Origin of the sequence: Nocardia sp. GTS18, from assembly GCF_013839555.1 — a bacterium.
GTDB lineage: Bacteria > Actinomycetota > Actinomycetes > Mycobacteriales > Mycobacteriaceae > Nocardia > Nocardia rosealba.
The window spans coordinates 1-18,521 of the sequence record NZ_JACBIU010000025.1 but is presented as its reverse complement, the minus strand read 5'-3'; the positions used below and the strand labels follow the sequence as shown (position 1 = coordinate 18,521).

Genomic DNA, 18,521 nt, shown 5'->3' with positions numbered 1-18,521 from the left:
CTGACATGCAGGGGGAGTAGTTAGCAAGTGTCAGCACAATCGAGCGGTGGCCTGGGAACCACCGAACCCGAATTGTGCCGTGTGTCCGTCATCGGGGGAAACACCCAGCTCGACGTCGGCCTACCGGCAAATGTTCCGATCATCGCATTCATCGACGACCTGGTGGCCCTGATCGAGTCCCGGGATCCGCAGCAGCCCGATCAGGAGGACGGCGCGGCGCCGTTGGAGGCGCGTCACCACACGCTCGCCCGGCTCGGCCGCGACGCGCTCGCGCCCAACCAGACACTGTCCGAGGCAGAGGTTTTCGACGGTGAGCTGCTGGTGTTGCGGTCGGTAGCCTCGACCGAATCGCCGGCGTTGTTCGACGATGTCATCGATGCCGTTTCCCGGCTGACCGCCGAGGTGTTCCATGGCTGGTCGGCGGACGCGGCGCGGATGGTCGGCTTGGTCCTCGCCGCGATCGCGATCGTCGCCGGTCTCGGGCTTTCCGCGCTGACCCGTGGCCAGGGGGCCGACCTGATCGCGCCGATCATGCTGGCCGGTGGGGCGATCGGCTCGCTGGTCGCCGCGGTGATCGCTGTGCGCAAGCTCGGCGCCGAGTTCGTCGGCGCCATGCTGGTGCTGTACACGCTGCTGCTGGTTTTCGGGACGGGCGCGCTGATCGTGCCGGGAGCCCTTGGCGCGCCGCACGTTCTGCTCGGCTGCACAGCCACTTTCGTCGCCGCGATCGGGTGCTATCGCCTTGCGCGGGTGGGGACGACGATGATCGCCGCGGCCGGGACCGTGAGTGCGCTCGGTGCCGTTGCGGCCGCGGTCCGGTTGTTCTGGGAGCCGAGTCTCGACTCGATCGCCGCCGGGCTCGTGGTCGGTGCGACTGTGCTCTTCTCCGCGGCGGCGAGGCTGGCGGCGGGCTTCGCCAAGCTGCCCATCCCACCAGTCCCCACGGCCGGCGCGGCGATCGACCCGGCCGACCATGAGCCGCGCCCGACGATCGAGGGCATCGGCGCGATCGGTGCGACCGTGCTGCCCTCGGCGACCGGCCTCGGCCTAAGAGCCCGATATGCCAACAACTTTCAGACCGGAATCGTCGCCGCCGCCGCGTTCGTCGCGGCAGCGGCCGCAGTCGTCGCGGCCGACCCGTTCGGTGACGCGGGGCGCCCCGGAATCGCCCTGGCGGTTGTCACCGCGACGATCCTCTGCCTGCGTGGCCGCTCGTTCGCGGACCTGGCCCAGGCATGCGTCATGATCACCGCCGGTTGCCTGAGCTTCATCGCGCTGATCGTCACGCTGGCGCTCGGCGACTCGGACATGCTGCTGACCTCGGTCGGGTTGCTGTTGTTGTTCGCGATCGGCTCGGTGGTGTTCGGTGTCCTCGGGCCGCACACCGAGGCGACCCCGCCGACACAGCGCGCCATCGAGATCTTCGAGTACATCCTGATCATCTCGATGGTGCCGCTGGTGGTGTGGATCATGGATGTGTATTCGATCGCTCGAAATCTATGACGCGCCGAGTACCCGCGCGCCGCACAAGAGCGCGAATGATTTGTGCGGCAGCACTTCTCGTGGCATCGACACCGATCGTGGCGCAGCTCGGCGGACAGCAGGCCGCCGCCGCACCGCTGTCGCCGACGATTCTGCCGCCCGGAATCGACTCCGCCGCGCTCGGTGTCGCCCAGGACATCAGCGGACGGGCCGCACCGCTCGAGCCGACGGAGCAGCGAACGGTCTGCGCTCAGCCCCGCCTGATCGGCTCACCGCCGAAGGAAGCACCTGTCGCGCAACGTGTTCTCGACCTCGAGTCGGCCTGGCAGTTCAGTCGAGGTGCCGGTCAGAAGGTCGCTGTCATCGATACGGGAGTCAATCGGCATCCGCGTCTGCCAGCCCTGCAGAGCGGTGGGGACTATGTCGCCGATTCCGACGGAACAGTGGACTGCGACGGTCACGGCACCCTGGTCGCGGGCATCATCGCCGCGCGGCCGAGCCCGGACGACGCCTTCGTCGGGGTGGCGCCCGAGGCCGAGATCCTGACCATCAGACAGCTCAGTCTCGCGTACCAGGCCAAGAACAAGCGGGGCGACCCGCCACCGGGCACCATCGACGACTCCGGCTACGGAAACGTGCTCACGCTGGCGGGGGCGGTCGTGCGCGCTGTCGATTTCGGTGCGACGGTCATCAATATCTCCGAGGTCGCCTGTGCGGCGGCCGGTAGCGACACCGCCGACGGCGCGCTCGGTGCCGCCGTTCGTTACGCCTACGAGCGCAATGTGGTGGTGGTCGCGGCCGCTGGAAATGTGCAGAGCGACGGTGGGTGTGCGGCGCAGAACGACGGCACCGGCTGGGGGAGCGTGAAGACGATCGCGAGCCCGGCCTGGTTCTCGCCGTATGTGCTCGCGGTCGCGTCGGTGGATCCGAGCGGGGCACCGTCGGAGCTGTCGCTCAACGGCCCGTGGATCGGTGTCGCCGCGATCGGCAGGCAGATCGTTTCCCTCGACAGCAAGCCGGGCGGTACCGGATTGGTCGATGCCGTCGAGACATCGGAGGGACCGGCCACGATCGAGGGGACAAGTTTCGCCGCACCTTATGTCGCCGGCCTGGCGGCGCTGGTGCGGGCGAGGTTTCCGCATCTGACTGCACAGCAGGTCATCGACCGGATCGTCCGGACGGCGCACCAGCCGGGTGCGGGCCGCGACGACCGGATCGGTGCGGGCCTCATCGATCCGACCGCCGCACTGACCGACCAGTTGCCCGATCTGCCGATCAGCGCGAACGCGCAGAGCCCGCAGGCGTATGTGCCGCCGCCGCCACCCGCGGCCGAGAGCCCATGGCCTCGGCGCATCGCTGTCTTCGGGTCGTTGGCCTGCCTGAGCGGTCTGGTGATCGGCTTCGCGGCCGCGGCGCCGTACCGGCGTAGGCAGGCGAATGAGCAACTGCCCGAATTTGATTCGTAACCCGGAGGGGGAACCATGGTTACCGAAGGTTTTGTCAGACGCCCACGGATAGCACCACCGAGGGCACCGGGGGGCGAAGTGACGCTGAGCCCGCCGCCGGAGATCCAGCGACCGATTCCCACCCCGATGCTGCTGAAGCTGATGCCGGTGGTGATGGTCGTCGCGGTGGTCGGCATGCTCGCGATGTTCGTGATGATGGGCCGCAACCTGCTGGCCAATCCCATGATGATGATGTTTCCGATGATGATGCTGATGTCCATGGTCGGCATGTTCGCGGGCATGGGACGCGGGGGCGGCCCGAAGGCGGCCGGTGAGCTCAACGAGGAGCGCAAGGACTATTTCCGTTACCTCGACCAGATCCGCAAAGACGTGCGCCGGACGGGTAACAAGCAGCTGGAAACCCTGATCTGGAGCCATCCGGCCCCCGCCGACCTGCGGTCGCTGCTCGGCACCCGGCGGATGTGGGAGCGCAGGCCCAACGATCCCGATTTCGGGCACGTTCGGGTCGGCCTGGGCAGTCATCGTCTCGCCACCAAGCTGGCCCGCCCGGAGACCGGTCCACTCGAGGATCTGGAGCCGGTATCGACCGTGGCGTTGCGACGCTTCGTGCGCACCCATTCGGTGGTGCATCTGCTGCCGACCGCGATATCGCTTCGCGCGTTTCCGGCGATCAATGTCGGCGGCTCGATCGAGGACGCCCGTGGGCTGATGCGGGTGGTGCTGATGGAGCTCACCGCTTTCCACGGGCCGGATCACCTGTCTGTCGCCATCGTGTGCGCCGAGGCCGACGGGCCCGCGTGGTCCTGGGCGAAGTGGTTGCCGCATCTGCAGCATCCCACCGTGAAGGACGGAATGGGATCGGCGCGGATGATGTATCAATCCCTCGCCGAACTCGAGACCGCGATGGGCGACGAGCTCCTCGACCGTGGCCGGTTCATGCGCAACTCCCAGGTGCCCGACGGTCGTTCGCATCTCGTGGTCGTCATCGACGACGGGTATGTCAGCGGCTCCGAGCGTCTGATCAGCGAATCGGGTCTGGACGCGGTCACCGTCTTCGACCTGACCGCGCCAGAGAACGGTCTGGCCGCTCGACGTGGGTTGCAGCTGGTGGCCGTCGCGGACGAGCTCTTCGCGCGCAGCGCCGCCGGGACGGAGAAATTCGCCACCGCGGATCTGGTCACCGTGGAGGAGGCCGCGACGTTCGCCAGGCACCTGGCCCGGTATCGGCTGGCCACCGCGGCCCAGATCGTCAGCCTCGGCGACAACACGTCGGGGTCGACCGATCCCGGTCTGATGGCCTTGCTGCGGATCCCGGATGCGGCCCAGATCGACCCGGCCCAGGTGTGGCGGCCGCGCACCGGCCGTGAGCGGCTGCGGGTACCGATCGGGATCACACCCGACGGCAGCCCGGTCGAGCTCGACATCAAGGAATCCGCCGAGAACGGTATGGGCCCGCACGGCTTGTGCATCGGTGCCACCGGCTCTGGCAAGTCGGAATTCCTTCGGACGCTGGTGCTTTCGATGGTCACGACACACTCGCCCGACCAGCTGAACCTCGTGCTCGTCGACTTCAAGGGTGGCGCGACCTTCCTCGGCCTCGACCCGCTTCCACACGTGGCCGCGGTGATCACCAACCTCGAGGACGAACTCGAACTCGTCGACCGCATGAAGGACGCGCTCGCCGGTGAGATGAACCGTCGTCAGGAGCTGCTGCGTTCGGCTGGCAACTTCGCCAATGTGAACGACTACGAGAAGGCGCGTGCGGCAGGCCAGCCACTCGACCCACTGCCCGCGCTGTTCGTCGTGGTCGACGAGTTCTCCGAACTGCTCTCGCAGAAGCCGGATTTCGCGGACCTGTTCGTCATGATCGGTCGGCTCGGCCGGTCGCTGCACGTGCACCTACTGCTCGCCTCGCAGCGGTTGGAGGAGAACAAGTTGCGCGGCCTCGATTCACACCTGTCGTACCGGATCGGTCTGCGCACCTTCTCTGCCAACGAATCCCGCGCGGTACTCGGGATCACCGACGCCTATCACCTTCCCGGCGTCCCCGGTTCGGCCTATCTGAAGAGCGACTCGGCGGACCCGTTGCGATTCAACGCGACCTATGTGTCCGGCGCCTACATCGCGCCGCGAACCGTCACGCGTCGATCCAACGGTGAGGTCGTTCTCGACCTGCCCGCCCGCGTTTTCACCGGTGCGCCGGTCGAGTTACCGGAACTTCCCGAACGGGCACCGGAACCTGCGGACCTGGACGACCCACTCGGGCTGCCGCCTTCACCGGACGAGGGCGTGCCGGACACGTTGCTGCAGGTCGTCGTGAAAAGGCTTGTCGGACATGGCCGCCCGGCGCACGAGGTGTGGCTGCCGCCGCTGGAGGAATCACCGTCGGTCGACATGCTGCTGCCCGAACCCGATTGGCGTTCGCCGGTCAACCGCAACGGTCAGCTGGTGATGCCGATCGGCATCATCGACAAGCCGTACGAACAGCGCCGTGACGTGCTCACCCTCAATCTCGCAGGCGCCCAGGGCAATATCGCGGTGGTCGGTGGCCCGCAGTCGGGCAAGTCGACCACCCTGCGCACCATCATCATGGCCGCGGCCGCCACACATTCACCGGTACAGGTGCAGTTCTATTGCCTGGATTTCGGTGGCGGCAGCCTGGCCGGTCTGGTCGGACTTCCCCACGTGGGCTCGGTGGCAGGCAGGCAGGACGTCGACTTGGTCCGGCGCACCATCGCCGAACTGAGCACGCTGGCCCGCCAGCGCGAGGAACGGTTCAGCGCGCTGCGGATCGAATCGATGGCGGACTTCCGGCGGCGGAAGTTCTCCGCGCTCGCCGCGAACGGTGGGGTACTGCCCGCCGACCACCCGCTCGCCGACGACCTGTTCGGCGACGTGTTCCTCGTCATCGACGGCTGGAGCGTGATCCGCGAGGAGTTCGAGTCGCTGGAGACCCAGATCAACGGCCTCGCCGAGCGCGGGCTCTCCTACGGCATCCACGTGATCATCGCCGCTTCTCGCTGGGCGCAGATCCGCCCCGTTGTCAAAGACCAGATCGGCACCCGCATCGAGCTGCGGCTCGGCGACCCGTCCGATTCCGAAATGGGCCGCCGCGCAGCCGTTCTGGTTCCGGTCGGCCGTCCCGGTCGAGGACTCACCGCAGACCAGCTGCACCTGCTGATCGCACTACCTCGCATGGACTCGGACTCCGACCCGCAGACCGTGTCCGACGGAGCGGCCCGCGCGAAAGCCGACCTCGTCGCGTTGTACGGCGACGTCCGGGCGCCCGCGGTGCGCATGCTGTCACACCAGATCGAGCGCGCGGAACTGCTCGACCGAGCCCGCGCCGATGGCATACAGCTCGGCCCGACCAGGGTGATCGTCGGCATCGGCGAATCCGAACTGCAGCCACTTGTCCTCGACTTCGGCACCGAGCCGCACTTCATGGCCTTCGCCGATGTCGAATCGGGCAAGACGACCCTGCTGCGCAACATCGTGATGGGAATCATCGAGAACTCCACGCCGGAGGCCGCGAAGGTAGTTCTCATCGACTACCGGCGAACAATGCTCGGCGTGGTGGACGAGGCCCACTTGGCCGGTTACTCGTCGACATCGCAGACCGCGGGAACGCTGGTCAAGGAAATCGCGCACTACATGAGCACCCGGCTGCCCGGCGACGACATCACCCCGCAGCAACTGCGCGAACGCAACTGGTGGACCGGGCCCGAGTTGTATGTCGTGGTAGACGATTACGACATGGTGGCCGGTGCCAGCCCAGCCTCAGACCCGCTGGCTCCCTTGCTGGAGTACTTGCCCCAGGCGCGTGACATCGGACTGCACCTGGTCATCGCCCGCCGTGCCGGTGGTGTCTCGCGAGCATTGTTCGCCGGCGTGCTCGGTGCAATGAAGAACATGTCGGTCGACGCGTTGGTGATGAGTGGTCCACGAGACGAGGGGCGGATCTTCGGCGATGTGCGCCCGTCCAAGCTGCCGCCCGGACGCGGCATTCTTGTCTCGCGTACGCGTGGGGAAGAGATGATTCAGATCGCACATCTGCCGCCGTTGTAAGCAGAGGCACAGGTGACGTGCCGTCAACCAGTTCGCCACCGAGCGGCCCGGCACGCCCGGATAGCGATGCGGCCGAGCGAAATTCATGGCTCGGTGATCACCGAGAGGGCACGCTGTGCGGTCTCGTCATCGACCTCAGCGACTCGGAATCCGTGGTCGATGGCGTGCTGGATCAGCCCGGGTTCCGGGGGGAACCTGTGTTTGCGCAGGTAATGCGGAACGGCGCCGGACCAAATCCAGGTGCCGTCGGTATGGAAATTCAAGGGGACATCGTGGTCGCCGGGGACGAATTCATCGGCGTCGAAACTGCGGGCGGACAGAATGATCGGGGCTGACTCGAGGTAGGTCAGCAGGGGTGTGAGGATCTCGTGGGGCACGGGTGGTCGGTCGGCGACAGGCCTGCCGTCGGCGCCACGTCCGTCGTAGACGTGTGCCAGACGCGGAACGCCGACTCCTGATGTCCGGAGCCGTGCGACGACTTCCCTGGCGTGCGACAGTCTGTCGTCGTCGACGGCGATTGGGGGAAACTCGTTGTCGATGATGTGTCGCTTGAGTTCGCGGGCCGGTGGAAAGCCGTGCTTGCGAAAGTAGTGGGGGACGGCGCCGGCCCAGATCCAGGCTCCGTCGGTGCGGTAGTTCAGCGGTACGTCGAATGCGCCCGGCGCGAATTCGTCCTCGCCGAACCCTGGTTCCGACCAGATGATGGGGGCGGATTCCAGGTAGTTCAGAAGGGGTTGGTGCAGCTTCTTCAGCAGCGGGCGTCGGTGCAATGGGCGACCACCCTCTTCGTGCCCGTCGAAGACCGGGGCGACACGGGGAGATTCGGTGAAGGCTCTGCGCCGCTCGGCGCGTATGTCGGCCTTCTGGTGCCACGTGGATTCCAGCTCCGTCCGCTGGACGAAGAACTCCACTTCGAGATCTTCCGGCCACAGCGAGCGGTCCGAGCTCAGACCGTTTCGTTCGACGAAGTCCGCAAAATGATCCGACATCGCCTTGTCGCGCTCGGCGATGAATTCCAGGTCGTCAGAGTCCATGGTTCAACTCGATCCTGCCCCACCATTCGGAGCCTCGTAAGATTCGCTTTCCAAGCGTTCCGTCGTCGCCTGCCAGATCGGCGATCTCCCTCGGCTTGGGGTAGTGGTCGATATTGCCGGTACGGGTGGAGAGTCGCTTCGCCATCTCATCCAAGACCACCTGTTCCGCAGGTGAGCACCGAGGGTAGACGGAGCGAATTCTTTTCAATATATTCTGGATCGAACTCTTCAACTTGCTGGGTGACGGATCGAAGAGAAAGTCTCGCCGGGCCCACACGTAGCCGCCCTCGCTCAGCCCCGCCTTTATTTCGACAACATCCAGGTCGGAGCGTCGGTAGTATGCGTTCATGGCAAGCGTGTAGTGGCCGGCGAACCCCTTGCCTCGAGCGGAATCGTTCAGCTTGATGAGCTGGTGGAAGAGGACTAGTTCTCCATCGTCGTTGAGATAGATGAAGTATTCGATTCTGCCGATATTCCCGGATTCGGGGTCGTGGACCGTGGCTTTCACATCGAATCGAGCCTCCATAGTGGGGAGGTTGGCGACATCATGATATTCGGCTTCATCGATCCGCACGTCGAAGGGCCCGTAACGGCCGTTCATCGCGGAGAGGATGCTCATGAGCTCGTCGTCGCTCGATCCCTCGACGAAATCACGCAGCGGCGGCATCGCGGAGAGGTCGGGTGCGACGTAGTCCACAGCCGCCGATTCGGCGACGGTCGGCGCCGCTGACAGGGTGAACGGCACATCGGCTGGTGGCTGCTGCGTCGCATTCGTCGGCTCGGCGACCGACTGCGAGGTGCTCGACTCGCGGCTCGGGTGCTCAGGTGTGGCGGCGGGCGAGGGCTGGTGGGGGTCTGTCGTGGCAGTCTCGGTCGAGGCATCCTGTGCAGACCCGGGTCGACTGCGGAAGCGGTCGCGCCAACCGCGCTCACGGGCACTGTTCGGGTCGAGTGACGAGCGGTCCGTCGCAGGGGTTCTGGGCGCGAAGCCGTCAGTGGTGGTGCGTGTGGTTGTGCCGTCGGGGTGATGGGTTATCCATTGGCCATCGGGTGGGATGCGCGGGCGGCGGTTGCCGGTCGAGTCGATCTCGAAGCCGCTGGTGTAGACGCGGCCATGTTCGTCGGTCCATGCGCGGGCTGTCGGTGCCAGGACGTCTGTGCCCAGATGGGCAGCCAGGCGGGCGGCTTCGGTGTCTGATCCGTACTGTGCGTGGGCTTCGGCGACGAGGGGACTCAGTACACGACTGTCCCGTGGGTCGGCCAACTGCTCTCGCTGTGGTTCCGCATGCGTATCCACGCTGCCGCGTGTGCCGATTCCTCGCATGTCGGTCGGTGATGACCGGTGCGCTGGTCGATCAGCATCGAGTACTCCGTCACCGGTGCCTTCGGTGACTCCAGGGACTCGACCCGGATCAGGTATTCCAGCTCGGCCGGATCGTGTCGCCGCAGTGTCAGACGCAACCGGACGCGGTGCGGGTAGATCTGCACCCCGGTCGGCGGCATACCCGATCTCATCGATTCTCGGTAACTCTCGGCCACCGCTCGCTCCGACCAACTCGGATACTGGAGGATCTGCCGAGTCCGGTTGTCCAGCACCAGCATCGGTAGGCTCATGTACTCCTCGTCCGCGAGTTCCTGGTCCGTCGGTTCCGGTGAGGCGATCCAGCCGAACTCCGCCGGGACGAGCTGCCATTTCCGGCCGTGGCCAAGTGCTGTCGACAGGTAGGTCTCGGCTTCGGCCTCGGTTCGGATCGGTTTCGGCACGGTAGATGCTCCCGTCGGGTCGCAGGACGATGACTCGTAGTTGGCCGGCATCGGAGAGAAACTTCGCCGACGGATGGTCGTCGGTGGCACCCGACTGCGGATCCCACCACACCGGGCCGTCGGCTTCGAGCGGGAACACGACGGTACTGGCATGTCCACCTTTGAGAACTCGGCTGCCGTCGGACCGGAACGCCCGCCGGCCGGCCCCGTCGATCCGTTGCCAGCGGGTGGCGACGAATGCGGCGGAGCCGGGCCCGAGTTCGGTGATCAGGTCGTGCAATTGCTGATAGTGCTCGGTGACATCGAGCGCGGGGTCGAAGTGCAGCAGCTCCGCGCCGACCCATTGCGCGACCCGCTGTGGACTCTCCCCGCTGGTGTAGCCCTGGGTGCCGTCCGAGCGGAGCTGGATCTCACGAGGGAAGGCGACTGTCGGTCGTCCGAAGAACGACGACAGGCCTGCCATCACACATTCGACGCAGTTGGTGAAGCGACCCGGAACCGACATGCCACCGTCGTTGATCGGCACCGGATCGGACCGCGGATCGAATCCGGCTCTACCGCCCGCTGTTCGCTCCACCGCTTCCTGATATGCCGCCGTTTCCAACGGCGCTATGCGTCCCGGTCCGAACTCCCGGGTTCCGGCTATATCGGGCAGGGGTGAGGCGCCAGGGGCGAGGTCGTGCCGATCGGCTGTATCTTCGGCCGGCGCGTATTGATCGCCAAAATCTAGATCTCCAGTACGCCCGTCTCCGGCCAGTCGCCCGTCCGGGCTCGCTGCTCCAGAATCCAATCCGCTGCTCGAGTGTCGAGAAGCGACGTCGGGCTGTATTCCGAGTCCAGCTTGTCGATCGTCAGCAGGTATCCCGGGGCCGGTGCGCTGTCCTCGGACAGGGACTGAAGCCGGATCAGGTAGCGGACCTGCATTATTTCGTTGGACGTCAGTTGCAGGTGTATCCGCGTGAGCGGTGGGTACAGCTGGTGCCCGGGTAGTGGTGCCCCAGTTTTCATCGCCTCGATGTATCGGTCGATCAAGGGATTCTTCGCCGAGCTCGGAAGGCTGGTGATCACTCCGGTTCGGGAGTTCAGAATGAATCGGGGAGTTCCGGCCGGCATGTCCAGTGGGTCCGCCGGGGTCGGCAGTACCAACGTCGCTATCCAGCCGTACTCGAACGGGTAGACCGACACGGGGTCGGTGAGCCGCAGAGCTCGGATAATGTACTGCTGGGCTTCCTCCGGCGTTCGGATCGGTGTATTCAAGTGCGGCTGTCCCATCGGGTAGTAGCGGAATGGCGGTCAGGATTCGCGCGTTCTCGACGTATTTGCTCGGGGGCCGATCCCAGGTGGCTTGTTCCTGCGGGCACCACCACACCGGATGGGGCGCGTCGAGGGGATATACAACGAGGAGGGCGTGGCCGATGAGGACGGGGGTTCCGTCCGCGCGGTACTCCAGATTGCCGTCCTGGTCCGTGTCCTGCCAACCGACGAACACTGGTGCGGCGGAACCGGGCCCGAGTTCGGCTACTTGTCGCTGCAGCATCTCGAACGAAGACGGGTCGATTTCTCGGTTGCCCCATGACATGAGGCCCGCGCGTAACCAATCAGCCATTGTGGCCGCGGTCCCGGCAGCCCTGTCGCCGCGCACGGGCGGCGCGACTTGCGGATCACCGAGAAAAGTCAGCAACGCCGACGCCACAACTGCCCAGCAGTTGCCGCCGCGACCGGGCGCGGTGTCGCCGCCAGGGTTGATCAGGTCGGCAACCGCGCTGGTTCGTGGATCGAACCCACGAACATATCCGCCTTCGGGTACGCGAGCCGCCTGTTCCAGCGCGGCCTGCAGGGACCGACTTTCCAGTGGCGCCAGCGTTTCTCGCCCCCTGGTGGTCATGAACGCGTAGTGGGCGTCCGGGACCGCCAGCCGGAGGCCGCCCAACCGGGCTTCCCTCGTCAGTGCCTCGACATCACCCTCGTCGACGGTGAGCCCATTCGACATGGAGCTTGTCGGAGGCAGGCCGAGGTGATCGCGTAGGGCGACTGCGAGCAGCCGCGCGGCGTCGCCGATATCGGTCGTCTCGGCAGGTAGACCGAGGCGCAGGTGCGCGGTGGGCGAATCGACCGGGTCCAGAGTGAACTGATAGGGCTCGCCAGTGAGTGGTGAATACCATTTTCCGGGCCCGAAAACGATGCTCTGGGCCGCGTCCACGATCGACTGGGCCAGTTCGCCGGACTCGGACGGATCCAGCTCGAGTCGCAGCCGGATGCGCAGTTCGAAAGCTGCGTCGTCGTTGGTCGGCCCGCGGATGATGTCGTAGTGCGGACCGGTGATCACCGCAGGGGCCGTGGGTGTCACGGCCACAGCGGTGTGGGTGATCGATGGCGACCCGCCCGAGTTCGGGCCTCTGACCGGAGTATCGAGTCCATCGTCGCGTGTGCCGCCGCAAAGCTCGGCGTCGACGACATGCACCTGGCCGTGTTCGTCGACGAAGACACGTTGGAAAAGAAGCTGTTCACCGCGTGCTAGTCGTTGCCGATGGTCCTTGGCCGACAGGGCGCTCAGGTGTGGATCGGCTCCCTCGAAGGTGACCAGTATGCGGCCGGGCGCCCCCGGCAGTACACCGATCCCTTGGACAGCCTGGGTGACGCCTGCCGCGGCGAGGACATCGGCGATGGCCAGTTCAGTGGCCGCGTCCGACAATCGTTGGGCTTCGGCGCGCGCCCAGAGGTAGGTCGAGAGATGCTTTGCCGCTGCTCTTTTCAGCGAGTTGAGGGCGCGGATTTCCTGATAGAGGGCAATCTGGTCGGCCTGCGGTGCACCGTCGCGGCCGACTGCTTCCCGCGCTGCGGCGATCGCCGTCTCGATGTGCTGATCGATCCGGTCGCGGGTGACGCGTGGCCCGGTTGCCGTAGCGCCGTTGTCGAGTGCGCTGTGAATCCCGGTGAGTGCGTCAGCGGCCGACTTCGCGCGCCGTATCGCCCGGGCGGCCTGGGCGGTCTGGTCGGTGATCGTCGCGGCGACCTGCGGCGAGGTCGTGTGCGGACGCGGGGTGCCGTAGAACCAGGTGGCGTCCGGTGCGCGAGAAATCTCGTGGGCTTGTTGCTCCTGTGCGACCGTTGCGGTGAATTCGTGTACGACGTCGGAAAGTTCGGCGGTCAGATGCGCACCTGCCTGCACAGGCCGGACATCGGGGCCTTCGGCCATTTCCGACACGGCCGACTGGCGGGCGGCCGCGAGTTGGGCGATCGCCTGCTGTCGAGCCTCTTCGATCCGCTCTGCGAACGCGGGATCGACCACGAATTGCCTGACGGAAGATGTTGCGGTAAGCGCGATCTCGTCGATCCGGCGGCGCGCGCTTCCTTCGATGACGTCGAGGCGCTCATTGGCGGTGCGATACCGTCCGTCCTCGCGCGGCACCTGCCAATCGACCAGGTGTGGTCGTCCCGCGTCGTCGAGTACTACCCGCTTGAAAGTGATCTCGGTGTCGGCGTCTGTGAGTCCCCGCCAGCCTTGGTCGTCTACGAGGGGCTCGGTTGCGGAGTTCGTGCTCAGGACGAGCGCGCGAGGGACGTCTCCGTCGATGATGCCGATCCGGTCGGCAAGCACCCGTGCGCCGGCTGCCCGTAATGCCTCGCCTGCGGCGACGTCGTGCAGTTGACGACGAAGCTCGCGTTCAGCGGCGCGTGCATCCAGGTAGCGGGTGAGCTGTTGCTCGACATCGGCCCGGACGCCTGCCAGGCGCTCGTGCTCCCGGTCGCGCGCCAAGCGCTCCCAGACCGAGCGCACCATGTCGTCCGGGCCGGTCGGCACGGTGTTCGGTTCCGGTTCCGGGCGCGTCAGCTCGGCATCGATGTGGTCGATGACACTGCGACCGAGTGTGCGCGGGCTCGGGCCCGGTGTCACCGGACCGGCTACCGCAGCGGCGATCTCGGAAATTCGGGCGGCGGCCCTGCGCTGCTCGGCTTCGGCCGCCTCGGCCCGCGCCAGGAGGCCGGATATCGACGCTGTCGGTCTCGCCCCGGGCTCGGACGGGATCGCTGGTGTCGGATCCGGTGCGGTAGCCCGCCGTGAGAGGGGGAGTGGTGAACTCGGGGCCTCGAGCGGTTGAGGCGCGTATTTGATGTCGATGCGCCACGGCGCGGCAGGCGGACGATGGTTGTTCCAGTCGAAGCCTTGACCGATGGCGTGCCGATCAGCCTCGCGCCACAGCGCGTCCGGGTTCTCGGCGAGATACCGGCTGCCGGCCGAGCTGTTGCGGAGCAGCAGGATGTCCTCGTCCACCGGTACGCCGTACGCGAGCCGAATCCAGGCTTCCGCGATATCCGCGACGGCGTCCATTCGCTGCCGCACCGGATCTCCGGTACGACGATCGATCGCCAGATGCAGATCGCGCATCAGATAGTTCTTGATCTGCGTGATCTCGCTGTGCGAGAAGGTCGACCCGGCGAGGCGATCGGCAACCGTACCGGCGATACTCGTTTCGCGATGGACGATGGCGTCGACGATGTCCGGCGCTTGCTCGCGGAAGTCCTCGTGTAGTTGTTCGGCGACCCAGTCGGTGAGTTTCGCGAGGGTTTCGTCGTTGGCTCGGCCGAAGTCAGGATTCAGCCGTGCGATGGTCGCCTGTACTTTGTCGATGACCTTGTCCGCGTGCCGGATTCGATAATCCTCGTCGCGTGCCGCGAGGTTGGCGACGATGCGATCGATGTCGTGATCGCCGGCACGGAATCGACGATATTCCGTATCCGCCCATTCCTGGACACGAGCCCATGCCTGTTGTTCCGCACGCTCGCGCTCTTGCAGCGGGATGGACGGCGGATCGAGGACCGTGGCGTGCTCGGCTGCGTCCCACTGATGGATACGCGGCTGGACATCGATGGGCGGCCGGTAGTCGGGGTTGGTTCTGCGTGCGAACCAACTCAGCTGACGGTGCCATTTGAAGGTGACCATCAGTCGCGCGGGATTGAGCGGATCGCGACGCAGCCGCATTCCCGCGAACACGCCGACCGTCTCCAGCACCAGGCGGGCGGCGTTGTAGAGCAGGCCGTCGATGGGTGACGAGTAGACATCCATCGGTACTTCGAAGTGATCCGGCGCGCCCGGCAGGGCAGGCGTGAGCTCGGTGAATACGTGTCCCGGTGGGAGCGTTTCGAAATTGCCGAGCACCGACGTCTGGAGCGGATCCATCGCCCAGCCGGTGATTCCCTTCGGCGGCTCCTTGGTCGGGTCGCGTTCCTTGCCGTCGCCGAACCACTCCGGTTCGCGGCTGTGGCCCGTCGTCCACGGCTTGGTCTCGTCGACGAACCGATGATTGCCGGTGGCGTCGAGCCAGCCGACGATCGTCGCGGGCATGTGCTGGGCGAGGCGGGTTCGTTGTGGCTCGGCGATGAGCCGCTGCGGGGACGGCACGTCGGCGAGTCGCCACCCGCCGTTGTCGTCGGCGAGTACGCGCTTGAACTCGATACTCGTGGCGGGCGTACGAAATGCGATCGCCGCCGCCGGGGACCGGAGGAGGGCCGATTCGAGGGCTGTGTCCAACTCGTGCAGCGGGGTGTCCGATGCCTCGCGGGCGGCGAACACGATCAGGCGTGGGGTCTCACCGGGGACGAGGCCGACGCGCTCGGTGAGCATCCGACCGCCCTGCTCGAGCACCTCGGATCGGCCCGCACCGCGCAGCAGTGACATCTGGTCGAGAACGCGGCCGATCGCGTTCTCGGCCAGTTCGACTCGGTGCGTGGCCTCGGCGAGCAGCTCGGTGAGGTGCTGACGTCCCAGCGGCCCGATGTTGTCCTCGGCCAGTCGGGCTGTGATGTCGTCGCGCATGACCCGGTACGGTTCGACGGCAACAGTGGCCTCGACCCGCGCCAGGGCCAGGGCATCCAGTTCCGTGAGCACCGAGGGGGAGATCGCTGTGTCGTTGGTTTCGCCGGTCGACTCGAAGATCCGTCGGCTGTAAGCCGACCAGTCCCAGTCCAGTTTGACCACTCGCCACGCGGCCGCCTGAAGTTTGGCGATCTCTTTGCGCCGGTCGATCAAGGTCTCCTCCGAGACCTCCTCGGCGACGGTGTAGTCGTCGAGGTCCACTCGCGCACCGACGTACTCGCGACCGACGATGCTGTCGGACAGCCGGCGAATGGTCGTCTCGATATTGCTCGCGCTCAGGGCTTGCGCGGGGTCATCGATCCCGAAGCGTTCGGCCCGCTCGTCCCGCTTGATCCGTTGCAGGTGACGCTCGTGATTGAGCGCGTCGCGTTGGCTGACCAGATTCTCGACCGCGTCGGCGTGACTCGCATCCGGGTCGGCACTCGACAGTGGCCCGGCCTCGATCCAGGCCGCCACGTCGGCGGCGGTCTCAGTGCGGAGGACTCGGATATGAGCTGCCGAATCGGCGAGCAGGACGCGGAGAAATTCGACCCGGGTGTCGGGACGTGCCAGCGCGGCGGACAACTCTGGGCTGCTCGTCAGAGCTTTGGTAAGCAATTGCTGCATCCGTGATCGGTCCGGGATGTCGCCGTTGGCGAGAAGCAGGATCCGGGTCGGCTCGGAACGCAGCAGCGCGACGCGCTCGGTCACCAACTCCGCACCGATCGCGGTGAGATAGTCGGCGCCTGCGAGTGCGGCGGCCGCCGCGGTCTTGACCGCGGCCTGTTGGATGCGCGGATCGTCGTAGGCGAGCGCCGACTCGGTGCGCATCGTATCCATCAGCTGGTCACGTTCTCGCGCAAGCGATTCGACACGACGCAGTGTCTGTTCGGAGAGATCGAATCGGATCGAGTGGAGGCTGGGTTCGATGCGTGTGTCCGCGCGCGCAGGATCTGGCAGGCCGCCGCTCTCCGGTCGGGCGGGTTGGGATGGAGTCGTGCCCGGTTCAGGGGTACGACGATCTCCGGCTACGTTGTCGTCGAGCTGGTTTCGCTCGGCCCGATGTGTTCGATGATCGTCGGGGTTCGGTTGTTCCGCTCGGCCGGCGCCGTCGTCATCGATTCGGCCGTGGGCAGGTACGTGTATGTCGGCTGGTTCGACCCTTGCACCGGGTGGAGCTGTGGGTTCGGGCGTCGTAGCCGGTTCTGATCGTGGTGTGGTGGTGGGCGGCGTCGGCGGGACGCGATTCTCGGTGTCGTCGATGATCGCGGGATCGGACGAGCTGGTGGGGGATTCGATTTCCGTCGCCTGTGCCTGCAGAGGGACGTCGATCGGGGTGGTGTTCGCTCCCGCGAGCGGTTCCGGCACCCGTCCACCACGCGACGCTGAGTCGACGGTGGACGCTGGTATCGGGTTCGGCGTGGTATCGGGAGTGACGCCCGGGCGGGATGGTCTGCGTCGAATACGTGCCTCGGGGGCCGATCCGCCGCTGGGTGTGGGCGTTGCGGGAGAGTTCGTCTGCGTCGACCCTGCGACCGTTGCTGCGGGCGGTGCGCCGACCTGAGGTGTGGAACTCTGTTTGATCGCTGTTGTCGCAGTGGGCGTGCTCGGTTCTGCGGACGAGGGTGTATCGGCCTGAACCGGTGTGGAATCGACGCCCGTGGCGGGCATCGCACCGCTGGTGGTCGTCGGTGCCGAGTCTCCGACGTCGCTGGTGACAGAGGATTCGGCCGTCACGCCCGGCGAGGTGGGAGCGCCGTTGTCCGGTTCCGTCGTCGTGCCGCTTGGCGAGCCGGAACCGGTCGTCTCGTTTGCTGGATGGGTGGGCGAGTCGCCTGCGACGGGGTTTGTGGTGGTCTCGGCCGATGCTGTGCCGATTTGTGGGGTAACCGTGGGGGATTGGATGGACTCGGCGGTGGGTCCGGCAGCGATGGATGGTTCGGTCGCGGCGTCTGTGCCGAGTCCGGCTGGGACGGTGGCTGCTTGTTCGGCGGGTTGGCTGGTATGTGATGTGGAGGACGAGTTCTGAACGGATTCGGCGGGATCGGCTGTAGATGAGGCGCTGGCATCGGTGGTGTCGGTGTCGTTCGTGGTGCCGGCGGTGCCCGATCCTGCGCCGTTGCCGTTGCCCGTGTTGGTTTCGGTGTTGTTCGTAGGGCTGGGGTTTCCCGCGCGGGTGGTGTTGCCGGTGTAGTTCATGGGTCCGGCGTTGTCGGTGTGTCCGCGGTAGCCGTGGATGGCGGAGGGGCCGGCGCCGGAGGCGGCGCCGCCGGTGAAGGAGCGTGGGTCGAAGTCCCATTGGCCGGTGAAGGCGCCGGTGGCGAGGTAGGCGGCGGTGGCTCCGGCGAGGCCTGCGCCTGCGCCGGTGGTGGCGCCGTTGCGGGCACCTGTCAAGCCGCCGTTGGTGGTGGGGAGTTTGCGGCCGAGGCCGAAGCCGGTGGCGCCGCCGACGCCGCCGGCGATGGCGGAGATGCCGGCGTTGAGTCCGACGGCTTTCCAGTCGTAGCCGTTGATGTGGCCGGTTGTGTTCTGGATGTGTTGGACGGCGAGTTCTTGGCTGGTGCCTTGTCCGAGTTCGACGAGGGATTCTTGGACGGTTTCGTAGACGAGTTTGACGCTGATGCGTTCGAGGACTTCTTCGGTGACGTTGGTGGTGATGGTGTGGGCGATGGCTCTGGCGAGGCGGTTGCCCATCCAGGTGAAGAGTTTTCGGGCTTGGGCGATGACGATGGCGTGGGCTAGTGGTGCGCCGGGTCCGGCGGCGGCGGCCCAGGCGAGTTCTGTGAGGAGCCAGGCGCCGGCGATGTAGAAGTTGAGTTTGGCGGCTTGGAGTTGGTCGCCGCCGGAGTCGGC

At 66.3% G+C, this 18,521-nt stretch carries 5 protein-coding genes; 3 read left to right on the top strand and 2 right to left on the bottom strand.

What is annotated here, in order from left to right:
- The first annotated feature begins 27 nt into the window (after positions 1–27).
- The 3 genes from eccD to eccCa are packed head-to-tail and all read left to right on the top strand — an operon-like array spanning position 28 to position 7,016.
- On the top strand, positions 28–1,503 hold the full coding sequence (gene eccD / locus HYG95_RS18520; protein ID WP_181699412.1) for a type VII secretion integral membrane protein EccD: 1,476 nt from the start codon (positions 28–30) through the stop codon (positions 1,501–1,503).
- Entirely contained in the window at positions 1,500–2,948 is a 1,449-nt protein-coding gene (gene mycP, locus HYG95_RS18515) for a type VII secretion-associated serine protease mycosin (RefSeq protein ID WP_181699410.1), read from the top strand. Before eccD ends, mycP begins: the two co-directional genes overlap by 4 nt.
- 15 nt (positions 2,949–2,963) lie before the next feature.
- A complete protein-coding gene (eccCa, locus tag HYG95_RS18510; RefSeq protein ID WP_181699407.1) occupies positions 2,964–7,016 on the top strand; it encodes a type VII secretion protein EccCa in 4,053 nt (1,350 codons plus the stop codon).
- A gap of 83 nt (positions 7,017–7,099) precedes the next feature.
- Here the strand turns inward: eccCa and HYG95_RS18505 are convergent, their stop codons facing one another.
- Positions 7,100–8,050 carry a hypothetical protein gene (locus tag HYG95_RS18505; protein WP_181699404.1) on the bottom strand — a complete coding sequence of 317 codons (951 nt, stop codon included), beginning with the start codon at positions 8,048–8,050 and terminating at the stop codon, positions 7,100–7,102.
- On the bottom strand, positions 8,040–18,362 hold the full coding sequence (locus HYG95_RS18500) for a toxin glutamine deamidase domain-containing protein (RefSeq protein WP_220139580.1): 10,323 nt from the start codon (positions 18,360–18,362) through the stop codon (positions 8,040–8,042). The genes HYG95_RS18505 and HYG95_RS18500 overlap by 11 nt, the downstream gene beginning before the upstream one ends.
- Positions 18,363–18,521: the final 159 nt, after the last annotated feature.